This window comes from Saccharothrix lopnurensis (assembly GCF_042658445.1).
In the GTDB taxonomy this organism is placed as follows: domain Bacteria; phylum Actinomycetota; class Actinomycetes; order Mycobacteriales; family Pseudonocardiaceae; genus Actinosynnema; species Actinosynnema lopnurensis.
Map to the genome: position 1 here is coordinate 37,320 of NZ_JBHSQO010000057.1, position 17,037 is coordinate 54,356.

General features: G+C 74.9%; 11 protein-coding genes and 3 pseudogenes. 9 read left to right on the forward strand and 5 right to left on the reverse strand.

Features of this window, described 5'->3' with window-relative positions; genetic code table 11:
• Positions 1-8: 8 nt before the first annotated feature.
• Positions 9-515, reverse strand: coding sequence for a DUF6584 family protein (locus ACFP3R_RS33285; RefSeq protein ID WP_380642162.1), 507 nt, complete (start codon positions 513-515; stop codon positions 9-11).
• 223 nt (positions 516-738) lie between these two features.
• On the opposite strand from ACFP3R_RS33285, the gene ACFP3R_RS33290 reads away from it, so the two are divergent.
• Positions 739-1,275 (forward strand): cadmium resistance transporter, encoded by a 537-nt coding sequence (locus ACFP3R_RS33290; protein WP_380642164.1) that lies wholly within the window; start codon positions 739-741, stop codon positions 1,273-1,275.
• A 218-nt stretch (positions 1,276-1,493) separates the two neighbouring features.
• Entirely contained in the window at positions 1,494-2,504 is a 1,011-nt protein-coding gene (locus ACFP3R_RS33295) for a methionine synthase (RefSeq protein WP_380642166.1), read from the forward strand.
• Positions 2,505-2,645: 141 nt separating this feature from the next.
• Here the strand turns inward: ACFP3R_RS33295 and ACFP3R_RS33300 are convergent, their stop codons facing one another.
• Together ACFP3R_RS33300 and ACFP3R_RS33305 are read right to left on the reverse strand one after the other, a co-directional pair.
• Positions 2,646-3,149, reverse strand: a complete 504-nt coding sequence (locus ACFP3R_RS33300) for a GNAT family N-acetyltransferase (protein ID WP_380642168.1) — start codon at positions 3,147-3,149, stop codon at positions 2,646-2,648.
• Between the two features lie 129 nt (positions 3,150-3,278).
• On the reverse strand, positions 3,279-4,184 hold the full coding sequence (locus ACFP3R_RS33305; protein ID WP_380642170.1) for a LysR family transcriptional regulator: 906 nt from the start codon (positions 4,182-4,184) through the stop codon (positions 3,279-3,281).
• Between the two features lie 72 nt (positions 4,185-4,256).
• Between ACFP3R_RS33305 and ACFP3R_RS33310 the strand changes: the two genes are divergently transcribed.
• The 6 genes and pseudogenes from ACFP3R_RS33310 to ACFP3R_RS33335 all read left to right on the forward strand — a co-directional run bounded on the left by ACFP3R_RS33310 (position 4,257) and on the right by ACFP3R_RS33335 (position 12,964).
• The gene (locus ACFP3R_RS33310; RefSeq protein WP_380642172.1) at positions 4,257-4,886 is read left to right on the forward strand and encodes a succinate dehydrogenase cytochrome b subunit; all 630 of its coding nucleotides are present in this window, start codon (positions 4,257-4,259) and stop codon (positions 4,884-4,886) included.
• A 145-nt stretch (positions 4,887-5,031) separates the two neighbouring features.
• Positions 5,032-6,699 (forward strand): annotated as a pseudogene (locus ACFP3R_RS33315) (fumarate reductase/succinate dehydrogenase flavoprotein subunit); the annotation flags it as partial.
• Position 6,700: 1 nt separating this feature from the next.
• A pseudogene (locus tag ACFP3R_RS33320) lies at positions 6,701-7,270 on the forward strand (succinate dehydrogenase/fumarate reductase iron-sulfur subunit); the annotation flags it as partial.
• Positions 7,271-7,282: 12 nt separating this feature from the next.
• Complete coding sequence (locus ACFP3R_RS33325) at positions 7,283-7,945, forward strand: hypothetical protein (protein ID WP_380642174.1); 663 nt, start codon at positions 7,283-7,285, stop codon at positions 7,943-7,945.
• 31 nt (positions 7,946-7,976) lie between these two features.
• Positions 7,977-10,097: pseudogene (gene ligA, locus ACFP3R_RS33330) on the forward strand (NAD-dependent DNA ligase LigA); the annotation flags it as partial.
• A gap of 431 nt (positions 10,098-10,528) precedes the next feature.
• Positions 10,529-12,964, forward strand: coding sequence for a hypothetical protein (locus ACFP3R_RS33335; RefSeq protein WP_380642176.1), 2,436 nt, complete (start codon positions 10,529-10,531; stop codon positions 12,962-12,964).
• Between the two features lie 52 nt (positions 12,965-13,016).
• Here the strand turns inward: ACFP3R_RS33335 and ACFP3R_RS33340 are convergent, their stop codons facing one another.
• On the reverse strand, positions 13,017-13,439 hold the full coding sequence (locus ACFP3R_RS33340) for a protein-tyrosine phosphatase family protein (RefSeq protein ID WP_380642178.1): 423 nt from the start codon (positions 13,437-13,439) through the stop codon (positions 13,017-13,019).
• Between the two features lie 7 nt (positions 13,440-13,446).
• The gene (locus ACFP3R_RS33345; RefSeq protein ID WP_380642180.1) at positions 13,447-13,794 is read right to left on the reverse strand and encodes a hypothetical protein; all 348 of its coding nucleotides are present in this window, start codon (positions 13,792-13,794) and stop codon (positions 13,447-13,449) included.
• A 107-nt stretch (positions 13,795-13,901) separates the two neighbouring features.
• Between ACFP3R_RS33345 and ACFP3R_RS33350 the strand changes: the two genes are divergently transcribed.
• Positions 13,902-16,910 (forward strand): AfsR/SARP family transcriptional regulator, encoded by a 3,009-nt coding sequence (locus ACFP3R_RS33350; protein ID WP_380642182.1) that lies wholly within the window; start codon positions 13,902-13,904, stop codon positions 16,908-16,910.
• The last annotated feature ends 127 nt before the right edge of the window (positions 16,911-17,037 follow it).

Consider the following 17,037-nt stretch of genomic DNA (forward strand, 5'->3'; position numbering starts at 1 on the left):
GGATGCGCTCACCCGGCCAACCACCTGTAGGCCCCCATGACCAGCGTCACCGCGCCGACCACGAAGCACAGCAGCGCGACCACCAGCCCGAGCAGCACCAGCACGTTGGTGCCCCAGGAGGAGTCGCGGTCGTCGGTGACCAGCAGCTCCGCGCGCAGTTGGACGTTCGCCGCGCTCTGGAGCGCCACCAGCCGGTCGCGCGCGACCGGCGTCGCGGCGGCCCGCTCGCCGCCGGTCCAGTTCAGGGCCGCTAATCGCGCCACCGGGGTGCGGTAGGCGCGTTCGAACGCGGCCACCTCGGTCTCGTCGCGGTCCTCGGACAGGTAGCTCCACCGGCCCGCCTGGGCGGCGTTCCCGAGCAGCCGGTAGACCTGCGCGAGGCGGTCCCGCAGGTCCAGCCGGTCCGGGAAGCTCGTGACCAGGCCGACCAGGCGCTGCCGGGCGCGGAGCACGCTGGCCAGGTCGCCGCGTTCGACCTCCTCGGCGGCCTTGTGCAGCGTCAGCTCGACAGGCATGACGGACATCGTCCCAGCCGGGGCAACCACGGGCGCTCCGGTGACCGCCGTGTCGGCGGGCGAAATCCGCCCCGATCGGGTCCGGTGCGGTCCCCCACCCCCCGACCGCGTCGGCCACCACCTCGTCGCCCCGGCGCACGGCGCGGGTGCCGAGCGCGGTGGGGCGGGGTCGTTGGCGAGCGGGTCCGCGGGGGTCCGCGGTCGGCAGCCTAGGGTTCACCCGGTGTTGGACGTCCTCCGCGCCGCCGGCCTGTTCGCCGTGACCAACGTCGACGACCTCGTGCTGCTCGCCCTGTTCTTCGCCCGCGGCGTGCCGCCGTGGCGGGTGGTGCTCGGCCAGTACGCGGGGTTCGCCGCGATCCTGGCGGTGGCGGTGGCCGCCGCCCTGGGCGCGACCCTGCTGCCGCCGTCGGCGCTGCCGTGGCTGGGCCTGCTGCCGCTGGCGCTGGGCCTGCGGGCGGCGTGGCGGGCGTGGCGCGGCGGCGGTGACGACGACGAGCCGACCGCGACCGGCGCCTTGGGCGTGGCGGCGGTGACCTTCGCCAACGGCGGCGACAACATCGGCGTCTACGTGCCGGTCTTCGCCACCACGGGTGTCGTGCCGTACGTGGTCGTCTTCCTGGTGCTGGTCGCGGTCTGGTGCGCGGCCGGCCGGTGGTTCGCCACGCGCCCACCGGTGGCCCGAGCCCTGAGCCGCCGGGGCCACGTCGTGCTGCCGGTCGTGCTGATCACCATCGGCGTGCTGATCCTGCTCGGCTGAGGCCGTCAGCCGGTGAAGCCCCTGGAGGCGGTGTAGGGACGGGGTGGGAGTGGTGCGGGAGCGTGGGGCGCGGCACGCCCCCACACCACGGTCTCGGCGGTGCCCTCGCCACCGTCGGCACCGACAAGGTGACGGTAGGTGGCCTAGACCACCGCGTCAATGGGTCTAGACCTCTTCGTCGCACACCCGCCCGAACCGGCGGGTGGAAGACTGGGCGGGTGGATCCACTGCCCTGGCCCGCCGGCACCGCGACCGGCATCGGTTCGCTGCCCGGAACCGACCCCCTCGAAGCCGCTCGCGTGGTGCTCGGCGAGCTGCCCGACCTGCCGCACCTGCCCGAGCTGCCCGCCCGGGGCGTCGGCGCGGACATGATCGGCCGCACCGCCGGTCTCCTGGTGGACCTGCCGGTCGAGGTGGTCCCGTCCGGTTACCGGACGGCCGCCCACCCCGGCCGGGACCACCGGCGGGCGGTGGACCTGATGCGCCGCGACCTCGACGCGTTCGAGGAGGCGGCCGATCCCGCGCCGCCGGCGGTGGTGAAGGTCCAGGCCGCCGGGCCGTGGACGCTCACCGCGAGCGTCGAGCTGCTGCGCGGCCACCGCGTGCTCACCGACCGGGGCGCGCTGCGCGAGTTCACCGCGTCGCTGGTCGAGGGCCTGAACCGGCACGTCGCCGAGGTCGCCAAGCGCACCGGCGCGCGGGTCGTGGTGCAGCTGGACGAACCGGCGCTGCCCGCCGTGCTGCGCGGCCTGCTGCCCACGCCGTCCAAGCTCGGCACGGTCGCCGCCGTGCCCGAGCCCGACGCCCTGGCCACCCTCCAGGCCGTCGTCGAGGCGATCGAGGCGGACGTGGTCGTGCACTGCTGCGCGCCGCGCCCGCCCATCACCCTGATGCGCCGGTCGGGCGCGCGTGCCGTCTCGTTCGACCTGACCGCGCTGGACGGGACGAGCTGGGACGAGATCGGCGAGGCGTGGGAGGAGAAGACCCACCTCTTCCTGGGCCTGACCCCCTCCACCGACCCCCGCACCCCACCCACCCTGAGGTCCACCGCCCAACCGGCCCTGGACCTGGTGGACCGCCTGGGCTTCCCCCGCGACGTCCTCGCCACCCACGCCGTCCCCACCCCGACCTGCGGCCTGGCCGGCGCCACCGCCTCGTGGCCCCGCCGCGCCCTGACCTTGACCCGCGACCTGGCCAAAGCCTTCGCCGAACCCCCCGAAACCTGGTAACCCCCCGCGCGAGTCGTACGTCCAGACCTCGCGAGTCGTACGTTCGCGACCCCCGAGTTCAGTGTTCAGGCGTTCTGAACGCTGAATTCGGGGGTCCTGGACGTACGACACGGCGGGTCTGGACGTACGACTCGCGCGGGGTCAGAGTGTGGTGAAGGGGTGGGCGTAGTGGAAGGTGCCGCGCAGGGCCGGGTGGTGGGAGGACAGGGGGCGGGCCTGGAAGTGCGGGGCCCACTCCGGGATCGGGGGTGTGATGCCCAGGGTCGAGGCCAGGCGGAAGCCGAAGCGCGAGTAGTAGGCCGGGTCGCCCAGCAGGACGACGAGCGGCTCGCCCAGGCCGTCCGCCACGCCCAGCGCCGTGTGCACCAGGGCCTTGCCCACGCCGGTGCGCTGCCGCGCGGGCAGCACGCTCAACGGTCCCAGCCCGAGCGCCGGCGCGCCGTCCACCGAACCCCGCGTGCACACCACGTGCCCCACGACCTCGCCGTCCGCCTCGGCGACCAGGGACAGCGCGGGGATCCAGCCGGTGTCGGCGCGCAGCTCGTCGACCAACCGCACCTCCCCGCCGGGGTTCGCCGCGAACGCGGCCCCGGTCACGGCCCGGATCGCCTCGACGTCGGCGGGCGTTTCGCGTCTGATCAGCACGTCGGGCAGCTTACGACCCCGTAGACCGGGAGGTCTCGGGCCGCGACAGCGCAGCTCGCCAGACGCCGCCCGCGACAGCGCAGCCCGCGACACCGCCGCCCGCGACACCGCCGCCCGCGACACCGCCGCTCACGACACCACCGCGCGCACGCCGGCCGGCAGTTCGGCGCCGCGCAGGAACCCCGGCAGCACCTCCCGGAACGCCCGCCCGGCCGACGTCGGCGCCACGTCGGCGCGGTGGGCCAGCGCGATGGTCCGCCCCGCCCCCGGCGTCAGCGGCGTGGCGTGCAGCGACCGCGCGGCCAGCACCGTCGACGGCACGATCGCCACGCCCAGCCCGACCTCCACGAACCGCAGCACCGCGTCCATCTCCCCGCCCTCCACCGCGAACACCGGCTCGAACCCGGCCCGCCGGCACGCGGCCAGCGTGGTCTCCCGCAGGTCGTACCCGGGCCGGAACATCACCAGCGGCTGCTCGCGCAGGTCCGTCCACCGCATCCGGGACACGCCCAGCGGCGCCGCCGAGGCCACCACCAGCTCCTCCCGCAGCACCGGCACCACGGTCAGCGCCCGGTCCGCGTCCGCCGGCGACACGATCACCAGCGCCAGGTCCAGCCCACCGGCCTCCAGCGCGGCCACCAGGTCCCGCGACCCGCCCTCGGTCACCGACACGCGCACGCCGGGGTAGGCGTCGTGGTAGCGCTTGATCACGTCCGCGAACAGGCTGCCGCACAGGCTCGGAGTGGCGCCCACCCGCACGCGCCCGCGCCGCAGCCCCACCAGCTCGGCCACCTCCAGCCGCGCGGTGTCCACATCGGACAGGATGCGGCTCGCCACCGGCAGCAGCGCCTCGCCCGCGGGCGTCAGCGAGATGTTGCCGCGCGCCCGGGTGAACAGCGCCGCGCCCAGCTCCTTCTCCAGCGCGTGGACCTGCTTGGACAGTGAGGGCTGCGCCACACGCTCCTCCGCCGCGGCCCTGGTGAAGTGCCGCGTCCTGGCCACGGCCAGGAAGTACGCCAGCTGCTGGAGCGTCATAGCGGCAGGCTATCGCCGGCCAGCCCACGATGTATTGGACGACTCGTCGCCGGCGTTCCTGGCGTCTGACGCGTGGACACGATCCGGCTCTACCGCACCACCGTCGGCAAGAAAGCCGTCATGGCGGTCACCGGCGCGGTGCTGCTGCTCTACGTCTTCGCGCACATGATCGGCAACCTCACGTTCTTCTCCGGCCCGGCGGCGATCGACGGCTACGGCCGGTGGCTGCGCGAGGTCGGGGCCGTGTGGCCGACCAGGATCGCCCTGCTCGCGGCCGTCGCGCTGCACTTCACCGCCGCCTGCCAACTCACCGCGCGGGCCCGCCGGGCCCGCGGCCGCTACGCCCACCGGCGACCCGTCCGGGGCGGTTACGCGGCCCGCACGATGCGCTGGGGCGGCGTGGTCATCGCCCTGTTCGTGGTCTACCACCTGCTCGACCTGACCGCCGGGTGGCTCAACCCGCACGGCGTGCCCGGCGAGATCCACGCGAACGTGACGGCGGACTTCCGGCACTGGTACGTGGTGCCGGCCTACACCGCCGCGGTCGTCGCCCTCGCCCTCCACGTCCGCCACGGCGTGTGGAGCGCGACCCGCAGCCTGGGCGTCACCACCTCGCGCGCGATCGGCCTCGCCGTGGCCGGGGTCGTCGCGGCCGGGTTCCTGTCCGTCCCCTTCGCCGTCTTCACCGGGTTGGTGAGCTGAGATGTCCCACACCGAGAAAGCCCACACCGAGAAAGCCCACACCGAGAAAGCCCACGCCGAGAACACCCACGCCGAGAACACCCACGCCGAGAACACCGACACCGGGAGCCGGTACACCGAGGGCGCGCCCCTCCACGACCACCGCGTGCCCGCCGGCCCGATCGAGCACCGCTGGGACCGCCGCCGCTTCTCCGCGCGCCTGGTCAACCCCGCGAACCGGCGCGACCGCACGGTGATCGTGGTCGGCACGGGCCTGGCCGGCGGCTCGGCCGCGGCGACGCTCGCCGAACTGGGCTACCGCGTCGACTCGTTCTGCCACCAGGACAGCCCGCGCCGCGCGCACAGCATCGCCGCGCAGGGCGGCATCAACGCCGCCAAGAACTACCGCAACGACGGCGACAGCGTCTGGCGGCTGTTCCACGACACCGTCAAGGGCGGCGACTTCCGCTCCCGCGAGTCGAACGTCCACCGGCTCGCGCAGATCAGCGCGGAGATCATCGACCAGTGCGTGGCGCAGGGCGTGCCGTTCGCCCGCGAGTACGGCGGCCTGCTCGACACCCGCTCGTTCGGCGGCGCCCAGGTCTCCCGCACCTTCTACGCCCGCGGCCAGACCGGGCAGCAGCTCCTGCTGGGCGCCTACCAGGCCCTGGAGCGCCAGGTGGCCGCCGGGCGCGTGGCGGTGCACGCGCGCACCGAGATGCTGGACCTGGTCGTGGTCGAGGGCCGGGCCCGCGGCATCGTGGCGCGCGACCTGGTGACCGGCGAGGTGACCACGCACCTCGCGGACGCCGTCGTGCTCGCCACCGGCGGCTACGGCAACGTGTTCCACCTGTCCACCAACGCCAAGGGCTGCAACGCCACCGCGATCTGGCGGGCCCACCGCCGCGGCGCGCTGTTCGCCAACCCGTGCTTCACCCAGATCCACCCGACGTGCATCCCGGTCAGCGGCGACCACCAGTCCAAGCTCACCCTGATGAGCGAGTCGCCGCGCAACGACGGCCGCGTGTGGGTGCCGCGCGACCGGCACGACCGCCGCCCGCCCGGCGACGTCCCCGAAGCCGAGCGCGACTACTTCCTGGAGCGCCTGTACCCGAGCTCCGGCAACCTGGTGCCCCGCGACATCGCCTCCCGCGCCGCGAAGAACGCCTCCGACGGGCAGCGCGGCGTGTACCTGGACTTCGCCGACGCGCTGCACCGCCTCGGCCGCGACGTGGTGCGGCAGCGCTACGGCAACCTGTTCGAGATGTACGAGCGCATCACCGGCGACGACCCCTACCGCACGCCGATGCGCATCTACCCGGCCGCGCACTACACGATGGGCGGCCTGTGGGTGGACTACGACCTGCGCTCCACCATCCCCGGCCTGTACGTCGTCGGCGAGGCGAACTTCTCCGACCACGGCGCGAACCGGCTGGGCGCCAGCGCGTTGATGCAGGGCCTCGCGGACGGCTACTTCGTGCTGCCGGGCGTCGTCGGCGACTACCTGGCCGACGCGCCGTTCGACCCGGTGACGGCCGACCACCCGGCCGTGGCCGACACGGCGTCCGAGGTGCGCGGCCGGCTCAAGGCGCTGCTGGCCGTGAAGGGCGACCGCACGGTGGAGTCGTTCCACCGCGAACTGGGGCGCCTGATGTGGGACGAGTGCGGCATGGAACGCGACGCAGCCGGCCTGCGCCAAGCGCTGGAGCGCATCCCGGAGCTGCGCGAGGAGTTCTGGCGGCGGGTGCGGGTGCCCGAGGGCGACGACCTCAACCAGGAGCTGGAGAAGGCGGGCCGGGTGGCCGACTTCCTGGAGCTGGCCGAGCTGATGTGCCATCTGCGGCGCGTGCGGGGTGGTGATCAACGGCGAGGCGCACGGCCCGCGCCGCGCCACCACCGCCTGCCAGCTGCACCTGCGCCACTTCCGCGACGGCGACGTGGTCACCGTGGAGCCGTGGCGGGCCGGGCCGTTCCCGGTGGTGCGCGACCTGGTGGTGGACCGGTCGGCGCTCGACCGCGTCGTGGCCGCGGGCGGGTACGTCGGCGTGCCCGCCGGCAGCGCCCCGGACGCCCACGCGGTGCCGGTGCCCAAGCCCGACGCCGACACCGCGTTCGAGGCGGCGGCCTGCATCGGCTGCGGCGCGTGCGTGGCGGCTTGCCCGAACGGGTCGGCGATGCTGTTCACCGCCGCCAAGGTCACCCACCTGGGCGTGCTGCCGCAGGGGCAGCCGGAGCGGTGGTCGCGGGCGCGGGACATGGTGGCCGAGCACGACGCGGCGGGGTTCGGCGGCTGCACCAACACCGGCGAGTGCGCGCCCGCCTGCCCCAAGGGCGTCCCGCTGACCACCATCGCCCGCCTCAACGCCGACCTGCTGCGCGCCCACACCACCCGCCGGGGCGCGTAGTTCAATGGGGTCATGAGCTGGTTCCGCCGACGCCGGGAGCCCGGACCCGTCCCCGTCCACCTGCCCAACCCGGACGAGGCGGCGGCCGCGTTCTGGGCCGCGTGGCACGACCTGCTGCCCTCGGTGAGCGCGGCGCTGGGCGACCGCGCGCCCGAGCGGGTCGAGGAGCGGCTCGCCGAGCTGGTCGCCGACCTGCACCCCGACCTGCGCTTCTCCCTCGAACGCGGGCACCGGGCCATCTACGCGCTGGTGGTCACCGGCCAGGAGGACCCGCGGCTGCGGCCGTGGACCGACGCCTGGGTCGCCGCCGCGCCCGCCGAGGACGTGATCTGGGAGTACCACGACTCGGTGCCGCCCGTGCCGGACCCGACCCTGGTCACGATCAACCTCGGCGCGCGGCGGCTGCGGCTGGCGGACGTGCGGGTGGTGGCGCGGCTGTCCGACGGGCTCGTCGACGTCGCGGTCTGGCACCCGGATCTTCCCGATCTCGACGACGCGACCCGCGAACGGCTGACGTTCCTCCCGCTGGACGTCACCCTCGGTGAGCGCCTGGCCGGTGAACGACTCGGCCGGGTGGAGACCGCGGTGACCGAACCGGAGGGCGCGATCGGCCTGCTGGAGTTCCGCGACCTCGTCCGCGACCTCGTCCGGGGGCAAGTCGAGCGCCCCTCCTGAAATTGTCGGACCCCCTGGCTAGTCTTTTCCCGTGACCAGCAACGACTTCCCGAACCCGGCCGAGGCCCCCGCCGAGGGCGTCGAGGACGTGCCCGCCGCCGCGCGCGAGCGGCACGCGGCGCTCGCGGAGGTCGTGCGCGGTCACCAGTTCCGCTACTACGTCCTGGACTCGCCGACGGTCGGCGACGGCGAGTTCGACGCGCTGCTGCGCGAGCTGGAGGCGCTGGAGGCCGCCCACCCCGGCCTCGCCACCCCCGATTCGCCCACCCAGCGCGTCGGCGGCACCTTCTCCACCGAGTTCACCGCGGTCGACCACCTGGAGCGGATGCTCAGCCTGGACAACGCGTTCTCGGACGAGGAGCTGCGCTCCTGGTTCGAGCGGGTCCACCGGGAGGTCGGGGCCGGCGCCCACCTGCTGTGCGAGCTGAAGATCGACGGCCTGGCGATCAACCTGCTCTACCGGGAGGGCAGGCTCGTCCGGGCGCTCACCCGCGGTGACGGGCGCACCGGCGAGGACGTGACGCTCAACGTCCGCACGCTGGGCGACGTGCCCGAGACCCTGACCGGCACCGACGAGCACCCGGTGCCCGACCTGGTCGAGGTGCGCGGCGAGGTGTTCTTCGCCGTGGAGGACTTCCTGGAGCTCAACGCCCGGCTGGTCGAGGCGGGCAGACCGCCGTTCGCGAACCCGCGCAACACCGCCGCCGGGTCGCTGCGGCAGAAGGACCCCAGGATCACCGCGTCGCGCAAGCTGCGCATGATCTGCCACGGGCTCGGCAAGCGCGAGGGCTTCGAGCTGACCAGGCAGTCCGGGGCGTACGAGGCGCTGCGGGCGTGGGGCCTGCCGACGTCACCGCACACGGTCGTGCTGAGCACGTTCGAGGAGGTCGCCGAGCACGTTGCGTACTGGGGCGAGCACCGGCACGACGCCGTGCACGAGATCGACGGCGTGGTGGTCAAGGTCGACGAGGTGGCGGCGCAGCGGCGGCTGGGCAGCACCTCGCGCGCGCCGCGCTGGGCGATCGCGTTCAAGTACCCGCCGGAGGAGGCGACCACCACCCTGCTCGACATCAAGGTGCAGGTCGGCCGCACCGGTCGGGTGACGCCGTTCGCGGTGATGGAACCGGTGAAGGTGGCGGGGTCCACGGTCGCGCGGGCCACCCTGCACAACGCGAGCGAGGTCAAGCGCAAGGGCGTGCTGATCGGCGACCGGATCGTGATCCGCAAGGCCGGCGACGTGATCCCCGAGGTGCTCGGCCCGGTGGTCGACGTGCGGCCCGCCGACGCCCGCGAGTTCGAGATGCCCACGACGTGCCCGGAGTGCGGCCACGCGCTGCGCCCCATGAAGGAGGGCGACGTCGACATCCGCTGCCCGAACGCGGCCCGGTGCCCCGCCCAGCTGCGGGAACGCCTCGCCTACCTGGCGTCGCGGTCGGCGCTGGACATCGAGGTGCTGGGCTACGAGGCGGCCGCCGCCCTGGTCGAGTCGGGCGAGTACGGCGACGAGGGCGACCTGTTCGCGCTCGACGCGGACGCCCTGGCGGCCGTCGCCCTGTTCCGCACCAAGGACGGCGCCCTGAGCGCCAACGCGACCAAGCTCCTGGACAACCTCGCCACGGCCAGGGAGCGTCCACTGTGGAGGATCCTGGTCGCTCTCTCCATCCGCCACGTCGGCCCCACCGCGGCCCGCGCGCTGGCGCGGGAGTTCGGCTCGGTGGACCGCGTCGTCGCCGCGTCGGAGGAGGAGCTGGCCGCGGCCGAGGGCGTGGGCCCCACGATCGCCGCCGCCGTGCGCGAGTGGGTCGACACCCCGTGGCGGCAGGAGGTGGTGGAGAAGTGGCGTGCCGCGGGGGTGCGGCTGGTGGAGGAGCGCGACACCTCCGTGCCGCGGAACCTGGAGGGGCTGTCGATCGTGGTGACGGGTTCGCTGGAGGGCTTCTCGCGGGACGAGGCCAAGGAGGCGGTCCTGGCGCGGGGCGGGAAGGCGGTGGGGGCGGTGTCGAAGAAGACGGCGTTCGTGGTGGTGGGGGAGTCGCCGGGGTCGAAGGCCGACAAGGCGGTCCAGCTGAAGGTGCCGGTGCTGGACGAGGCCGGGTTCCGGGTGCTGCTGGAGGAGGGGCCGGAGGCGGCGACCCGGGTGGCGGTGGTGGCCGCGGTGGCGGAGGAGCCGGTGGCGGAGGAGCCGGACGAGTCGGTTGCGGCGGCGGAGGAGCCGGCTGCCGAAGCCGAGGGGGTGGCTGCGGAACCGGAGGGGGTGGCCGAGGGAGTGGCGGGGGAACCGGAGGAGGAGAGGGTGGCCAAGGGGGTGGCGGTGGCCGAAGCCTGACCTCCCTTCGGGGCGCGGTGGAACTCCGCCCCGAAGGCCGCCCGCCCGGCCGTTCCCGGGCCGGGTGCCGGCGTGGTCCTCTCGGGCGCATGGCACAGGACCACCTCGCCGGCCGGTCGCACCCCGGCGCCGGTGGCGAGCGCTCCGCCGCGGCGGGGCAGCGGGGGTCCGGACCGCGCGGACCCGTGATCCGAGGCGGTGTCGCGCGATCGGCGGGGACCGGTCGGCGGGGCCCGGGGCCGCTCACGCCGGACACCGTGCTGCGGTTGCAGCGGGCCGCCGGCAACGCGGCCGCCGGTGCGGTGGTGGTCCAGCGCGCCACCTTCAAGATCGAGGTTCAGGAGGACGGCAAGCCGGGCGACGTCGTGCGGCCGGTCAAGGCGCCGAAGGGCGGTGCCGTCGCCACCGGTGGCCCCTCGGCTGTTCCCGCGAGCCTTCCCGGCCAACCGGGGAAGTTGAGTTACGCGTTGCCGCCCGGTGACACCGCCGTGTCCCTGCGGGTGATCCTCCACCACTGCTTGAGCGGTGACCCGTGGCTGAACGGGCCGTTTTCCGATCAGGTCGCCGCGGAGCTCGACAAGTCGGTGAAAGCCGGAGGTCACAAGATCCTCTGGAACGTTTCCGGTTCGAGCCCCCGGGACCGGTACACCGTGGCGTGGTCGCTGGAGGTTCTCGGCGCCGCGGCCACCGCGGCCTCGGCCTCCGAACCGATTCCCCTGAACAACGAGCGCAAACTCGATCTCTTCAAGCGACTCGTCGACGTCATGGCGTCGATCGGCATCGACATCTTCCTCTTCGGCGGCGCCGCGACCAATGCCGTCTTCGACAGTCCCCGACGGCTCAACGACCTCGATTTCCGCACGTACAGCATCCCCGACAACTTCAACACGCCCGAGGGGAAGAAGCACCTCGGACTCCTCAACGACGCGCTGAGAAAATTCACCGTGCAGGAGCCCTTCACCAAAGCCGATCGCGACACGATGGCCGTGGACGCCGTGGTCGAGGACTGCAAGGTGACGATCAGGCGCGTCGTCAAGGGCATGACGACCTACCAGCCCTCGGGTGGGGCGATCTCCGGTGAGGACGTCATCTTCGACAAGGCGCTGTCGTTCGCGCAGCGCCCTCCCGACACCAAGCAGAAATCCGACCTGTTCGACCTGCTGTGGGGGCTCAAGCGGACGGGTATGCCGATCGACCGGTTCTTCGGCGAGCTGGAGGCGCGGCGCGGGGACCAGTACCAGGCGCACCGGAACGCGCAGAAACCCGGCTCGAACACCACCACCACCAGAGCGCCGACGACCGCGAAGCGGCTGTCCGACCAGTTCGCGGTGGTGTTCGCGGGGTTGCTCGCGGTCTTCGGCGCCGACCAGCTGATCAACCACGTGGTCGCCGACGTCCACTCGGCCAACCCGAAGGAGGGCAAGCGGGTGCGGAACGACCTCCGCGTCCAGTTGGGGCAGCTGGCGACCGCGCTGGGGCTTCCCCGGGAGAAGGGCCCGAAGGTGGAGGCGCTGAAGAAGGGCCCCGGGGTGCGCCCGGTCCTCCTCGTCCAGGCGGGCAACTTCACCGGCGACATGTTCGCGGTGTGCGCGGCCCTGGTGCTGAACCCGTTCGCGCAGGTCCTGCTGATCTCCGACGGCACGGCGCGCGACCGGAGCCGGGCGATCGCGACCTTCTACCGCGACTCGGGCATCGAGGAGCACCGCGTCCACGTCCTGGACTCGACGGGCGGGAACATGGGCAAGCTGCACACCGCCTTCACCGGCGGCCGGAAGGGCAAGGGGATGGACGCGAAGCGCGAGGAGATCCCCTACGAGAAGGCCGAACCGCCCGTGCCCCCATTCCTGCGCGGCACGCAGTTCCAGCTACCGGTGACCGAGGCGACGACGCAGGTGGCCGCCGGCTGGCGGGGCGAGGAGACCAGGGACGGGGTGCGGGCGGCCTGGGGGCTCGACGGCGATCAGCGGAAGGTGGAGGAGTTCGTCAGGAGCCGCGGGGTGCCGGTCGCCCGGGGCGACTACGTCGTGCTCTGGTGCCGCTTCAGCGGCAGCAAGGGCGGCCCCCACCCCCAGCACGACATGGGTTTCCGGGCGTTCGAGCAGCTGCTGGGAATCGCCCTCGACCAGGGCGGTCTGGTCGTCGTCGCCGGTGACCTCCCGATCTCGGCGCGGGCGCGCGACAAGTGGAGGTCGAAGATCGAGGCGGCCGGGGTCCACGACCTCCGCGAGTTCTGGCTGGACCCGGGGTGGACCGACCTGGGGCTCACGTCCCGATCGGCCCAGTTCGCGGTGTTCGACCTCCTGCACACGGTCTCCGGCGGGCGCCTCAAGCACCTCGGCTTCCGCAGCGGGAACCTGGAGCCCTACGCGCTGATCGGGCACGAGGTCCGCTACATCGAGGAGAAGGGCAGCGCCCAGGCCGGGCGCATGGACCAGTGGAAGAACCTCGGCTACCTGCCCCTGGTGATCAACGGCAGGATGCCGACGCTGAAGGGGCAGTGGGTGACGGCGAAGTCCGGCTCCGGCAAGGAGGCGCCGGTGCCCTGGATCAAGCCTTCGGGGGGCACCGACAAGGGCGTCAAGGCCGCCGACATCGACCAGGTCCTCAAGGGCCGGGACCCGGCCGACCTGCGTGGTTTCGAGGAAGACGACCTCAAGGCCGTCCGGGAGTTCCTGAAGTGGTCGACGACGTGAGCGGCGCCCGGCGGGTGCGGGGACCGCCAGGCCCCGGGCCCACCGGCGTCCGCTACCCCGGGAAGCGCGCCACCCACCGCTTCTGCCACGGCGTCTCCACCGCCCGCCGGTGGTAGTGGGCCCGCGTCCACGCCACCGCCTCCGCCGCCGGCACCCCCGCCAGCACGGCCAGGCACGCCACGGCGGTGCCGGTGCGCCCGATCCCGCCGCCGCACGCCACCTCCACCCGTTCACCGGCGAGCGCCCGCGCGTGCAGGTCGCGGATCAGCTCCACGGCCCGGTCGTGGTCGCGCGGCAGCCGGAAGTCCGGCCACTCCACCCACTCGTGCGACCACGGGAACGAGTGGGCCCGCCGCATCCGGTTCGACCCCAGGTAGAGCCCGTGGTCGGGCGTGCCCTCCGGGGCGGGGTTGCGCAGGCCCCGACCGCGCACCGCGGCGCCGTCGGGCAGTTCGATCGCTCCGGGCAAGGTCATCCCCGCATCATCCCCCCACCCCCGGCACCGCCCCCGACCCGGTGCGCCGGCCGGACGCCACCTCCCGGGCCGCCACCTCCCGGGCCGCCACCTCCCGGACGGGCGGCGACGCCGGCTGGTCGAGCGCCTGGCCGGCGTCCCGCGCCGGGGCCCGCGCCTGGTCTTGCGGCGACCGGGCGCCCCCGCCGCGGGGGTGGTCCACGTCCCGGGGGATCGAGCCGGGATCGTGCCGGGGGATCGTGGTGTCGGTGAACGCGCGGGCCGGCATCGTGGACGCGACGACCGCGACCGCGGTCACCACGGGCAGCGCGCAGCGCCACAACGGGGTCGAGCGAGGACGGAGGCGGGTGCTCATGGGGATTCCCCTCCCGACCGACCGGCGGGTCCCGCCCACCGGACGACCGCGGGTCTGCGCGGGCGGGGTGCCGGCCTCGATGCCCGGTGGCCGGGGAGGGGGAGCGCGTGACGGCCTCTGACGAGCGGTGCGAGGTGCGGGTGCTGGGCCCGGTGACCGCGCTCGGCCCGGCCGGTCCCGCCGCGCTGTCCGGCGCCCGGCAGCGGGCGGTGCTGGGGGTGCTCGCGCTGCACGCGGGCGCGGTGCTGCCCGGCAACCGCCTGGTGGACGTGCTGTGGGGCGAGGACCCGCCGCGCACCGCGCTGCGGACCCTGCACAGCCACGTCGCCCGGATCCGGCAGGCGCTGGCGGCGTGCGGCGCGGGACCGCTGCTGCGCACCAGCGATCCGGGCTACGTGCTGGACCTGCTCGCCGACCGGGTCGACGCACACCGCTTCGCCGACCTCGTGGCCGCCGCCCGGCGCGACCTGACCGGGGCGCCCGACCGGGCCGCCCGCACGCTGCGCTCCGCCCTGGGGCTGTGGCGGGGTGAGCCGCTGGCCGGGGCCGGGCTGGTCGGCTGGGGCGAGCGGGAGGTCGAACGCCTGCACGAGCTGCGGCTCTCGGCGGTGGAGGACCTGTGGGACGCCGAGATCCGCTCCGGCGGGCACGGCGCGGCCGCGCTGGAGCTGCCCCGCCTGCTGGCCGAGCACCCCACCCGGGAACGCCTGGTACGCCTGCACATGCTGGCCCTCTACCGCTGCGGCCGGCACACCGACGCCCTGGAGGTCTACGGGCGGCTGCGGCAGGACCTGGCCGAGGAGTTCGGCGTCGACCCCGGCCGCGAGCTGGCCGAGCTGCACACCGCGATCCTGCGGCGCGAACCGGTCCTCGACCCGCCGCCCGCGGCGCCCGCGCCCGCCGTGCTGCCCCGGCAGCTGCCCGCCCGGGTCGGCCACTTCACCGGTCGCGCCGCGGAGCTGGCCGCCCTGGACGCGGCGGTGGCGCCCGCCACCGACGACCTGCCGGTGCTGGTGGTCACCGGTCCCGCCGGCATGGGCAAGACGTCGCTGGCCGTGCAGTGGGCCCACCGGGTGATCGGCCGCTTCCCCGACGGGCAGTTGTTCCTGGACCTGCGGGGCCACGACCCGGAGCGCGCCGTGTCCGCCCACGACGCCCTCGCGCACCTGCTGCGCGGGCTGGACGTGCCCGAGGACCGCATCCCCGGCGGCCCGGACGAGCGGGCCGCGCTGTACCGCTCGCTGCTGCACGGCAAGCGGTGCCTGGTGCTGCTGGACAACGCGGGCAGCGCCGAGGACGTGGCGCGGCTGGTGCCCGGCGGCGAGGGCAACCTGCTGCTGGTCACCAGCCGCCGGGTGATGTCCGCCCTGGCCGCCCGCCACGCCACCCGCGTCGTCGTGGTCGACGCGCTGGGCCACGAGGAGGCCGTGGCGCTGCTGGGCAGCGTCGTGGGCGACGACCGGGTGGAGCGGGAGGCGGGCGCGGCGGCCGGGCTGGCGCGGCTGTGCGGCGGGATGCCGCTGGCCCTGCGCATCGCCGCGGCCCGGCTGGTCGGCCAGCCGGTGCGGCCCCTGGCCGAGTTCGCCGCCGAGCTGACCGGGGCCGACCGGATCGACGGGCTGGCCGTGGAGGGCGACTCCCGCACCGTGCGGACCGTGCTGGCGGGTGCGTGCGCGCCGCTGGCCGAGGGCACGGCCCGGGTGTTCGACCGGCTCGGCCTGCACCCGGGCCCCACGTTCGGCCCCCACCTGGGCGCGGCGTTGTGCGGGTTGCCGCCGGACGGGGGCCGGCGCGCGGTGGCGGAGCTGGCGGCCTCGCACCTGGTGAGCGCGGTCGGCGCGGACCGCTACCGCTTCCACGACCTGATCGGGGAGTTCGCCCGGCGGCGGTTGCGCGCCCGCGAACCCGGCGGCGACACCGCCGACCGCCTCGTGGACTGGTACCTGGCCGTGGTGGACGCGGCCAACCGGCTGCTCGACCCGGCCCGCGGCCTGGTGACCCCGTCCGTGGCCCACCCGCCGGCGGAGCTGCCGTTCCCCGCCGACCAGCAGGCCGCGCTGGCGTTCCTGGAGGCCGAGCGCGGCAACCTGGTGCCGGTGGTGCGGCAGGCCAGGGCCTGGGGCCACCTCACCGCCGCCTGGCAGCTGACCTACCTGCTGACCAGCTTCTACGCCTCCACCGGCCACTGGCAGGAGCGGGTCGAGCTGTGCCGGGAGGGCGCCGCCGCGGCCGCCGGCCTGGGCGACCCGGCCGCCGAGGTGGAGATGCTGCGGGCCCTGGGCGTGGCCTACTCCATGACCCGCAGGCTCCGCGAGGCGCTGGAGACCAACGAGCGGGCCCTGGAGCTGGCCCGTGCCATCGGCGACGTGCCCGGCCAGGGGCACATCCACAACAACGTGGCCAACATCCACACCAAGCTGCGCCGCTTCGACGAGGCGGTGGCCGCCTACCACCTGGCCGTGGAGCGCTGCGCGGCCGCCGGGGACGGCCTGGGCACGGCCCTGGTGCTGCGGAACCTGGGCAACGCCCACGTGCGGATGGGCCGACCGGAACCGGCCTTCGCGCCGCTGGAGGAGGCGCTGGCCCGCTGCCGCGAGCTGGGCCACCCCCGGGTCGAGGCGGGCACCCTGGACACCCTGGGCGAGGCGTGCCTGCTGCTCGGCGACCCGGACCGGGCGTTGACGCACTTCGACCGGGCGCTGGCCATCAGCCGCGAGATCGGGGACCGCTGGCTGGAGGGGGAGATCCTGCTGGACACCGGCGCCGCCCACCTCGACCGGGGCGACCACGGCCGGGCCCTGGCGTGCTTCGACCGGGCGCTGGCGATCAGCCGCGAGGTCGGCGACCGCCACGGCGAGTCCTGCGCCCTGGCGCACCTCGGGCGCGGTCACCTGCTCGCGGGCGACCTGGCGGCGGCGGGGGAGCACCTGGACGCGGCGCTGGCCGTGAGGGCGCGGGTCCCCGACGACCACGAGGAGGCCCACCTGCACCGGGACCTGGGCGAGCTGTGGGAGCGGCGCGGCGACCCGGTGGCGGCGGAGCGGCACCGGGGGACCTCGGCCCGGCTCCGCGCCCGCGCGAACGCCGCGGGCGAGGCGGGGCCGACCGGGCCCTGACCGGCCCCCGGCCGCACGCGACCGGCCGCCGCCGTGCCGGTGGGTGGTCGGGCCGCCGCCGTGATCGCAGGGGGGCGGCCGCCGCGGGGGCCGGCCACCGCCGGGGGCGGGCCCCGCCGCGGCCGGG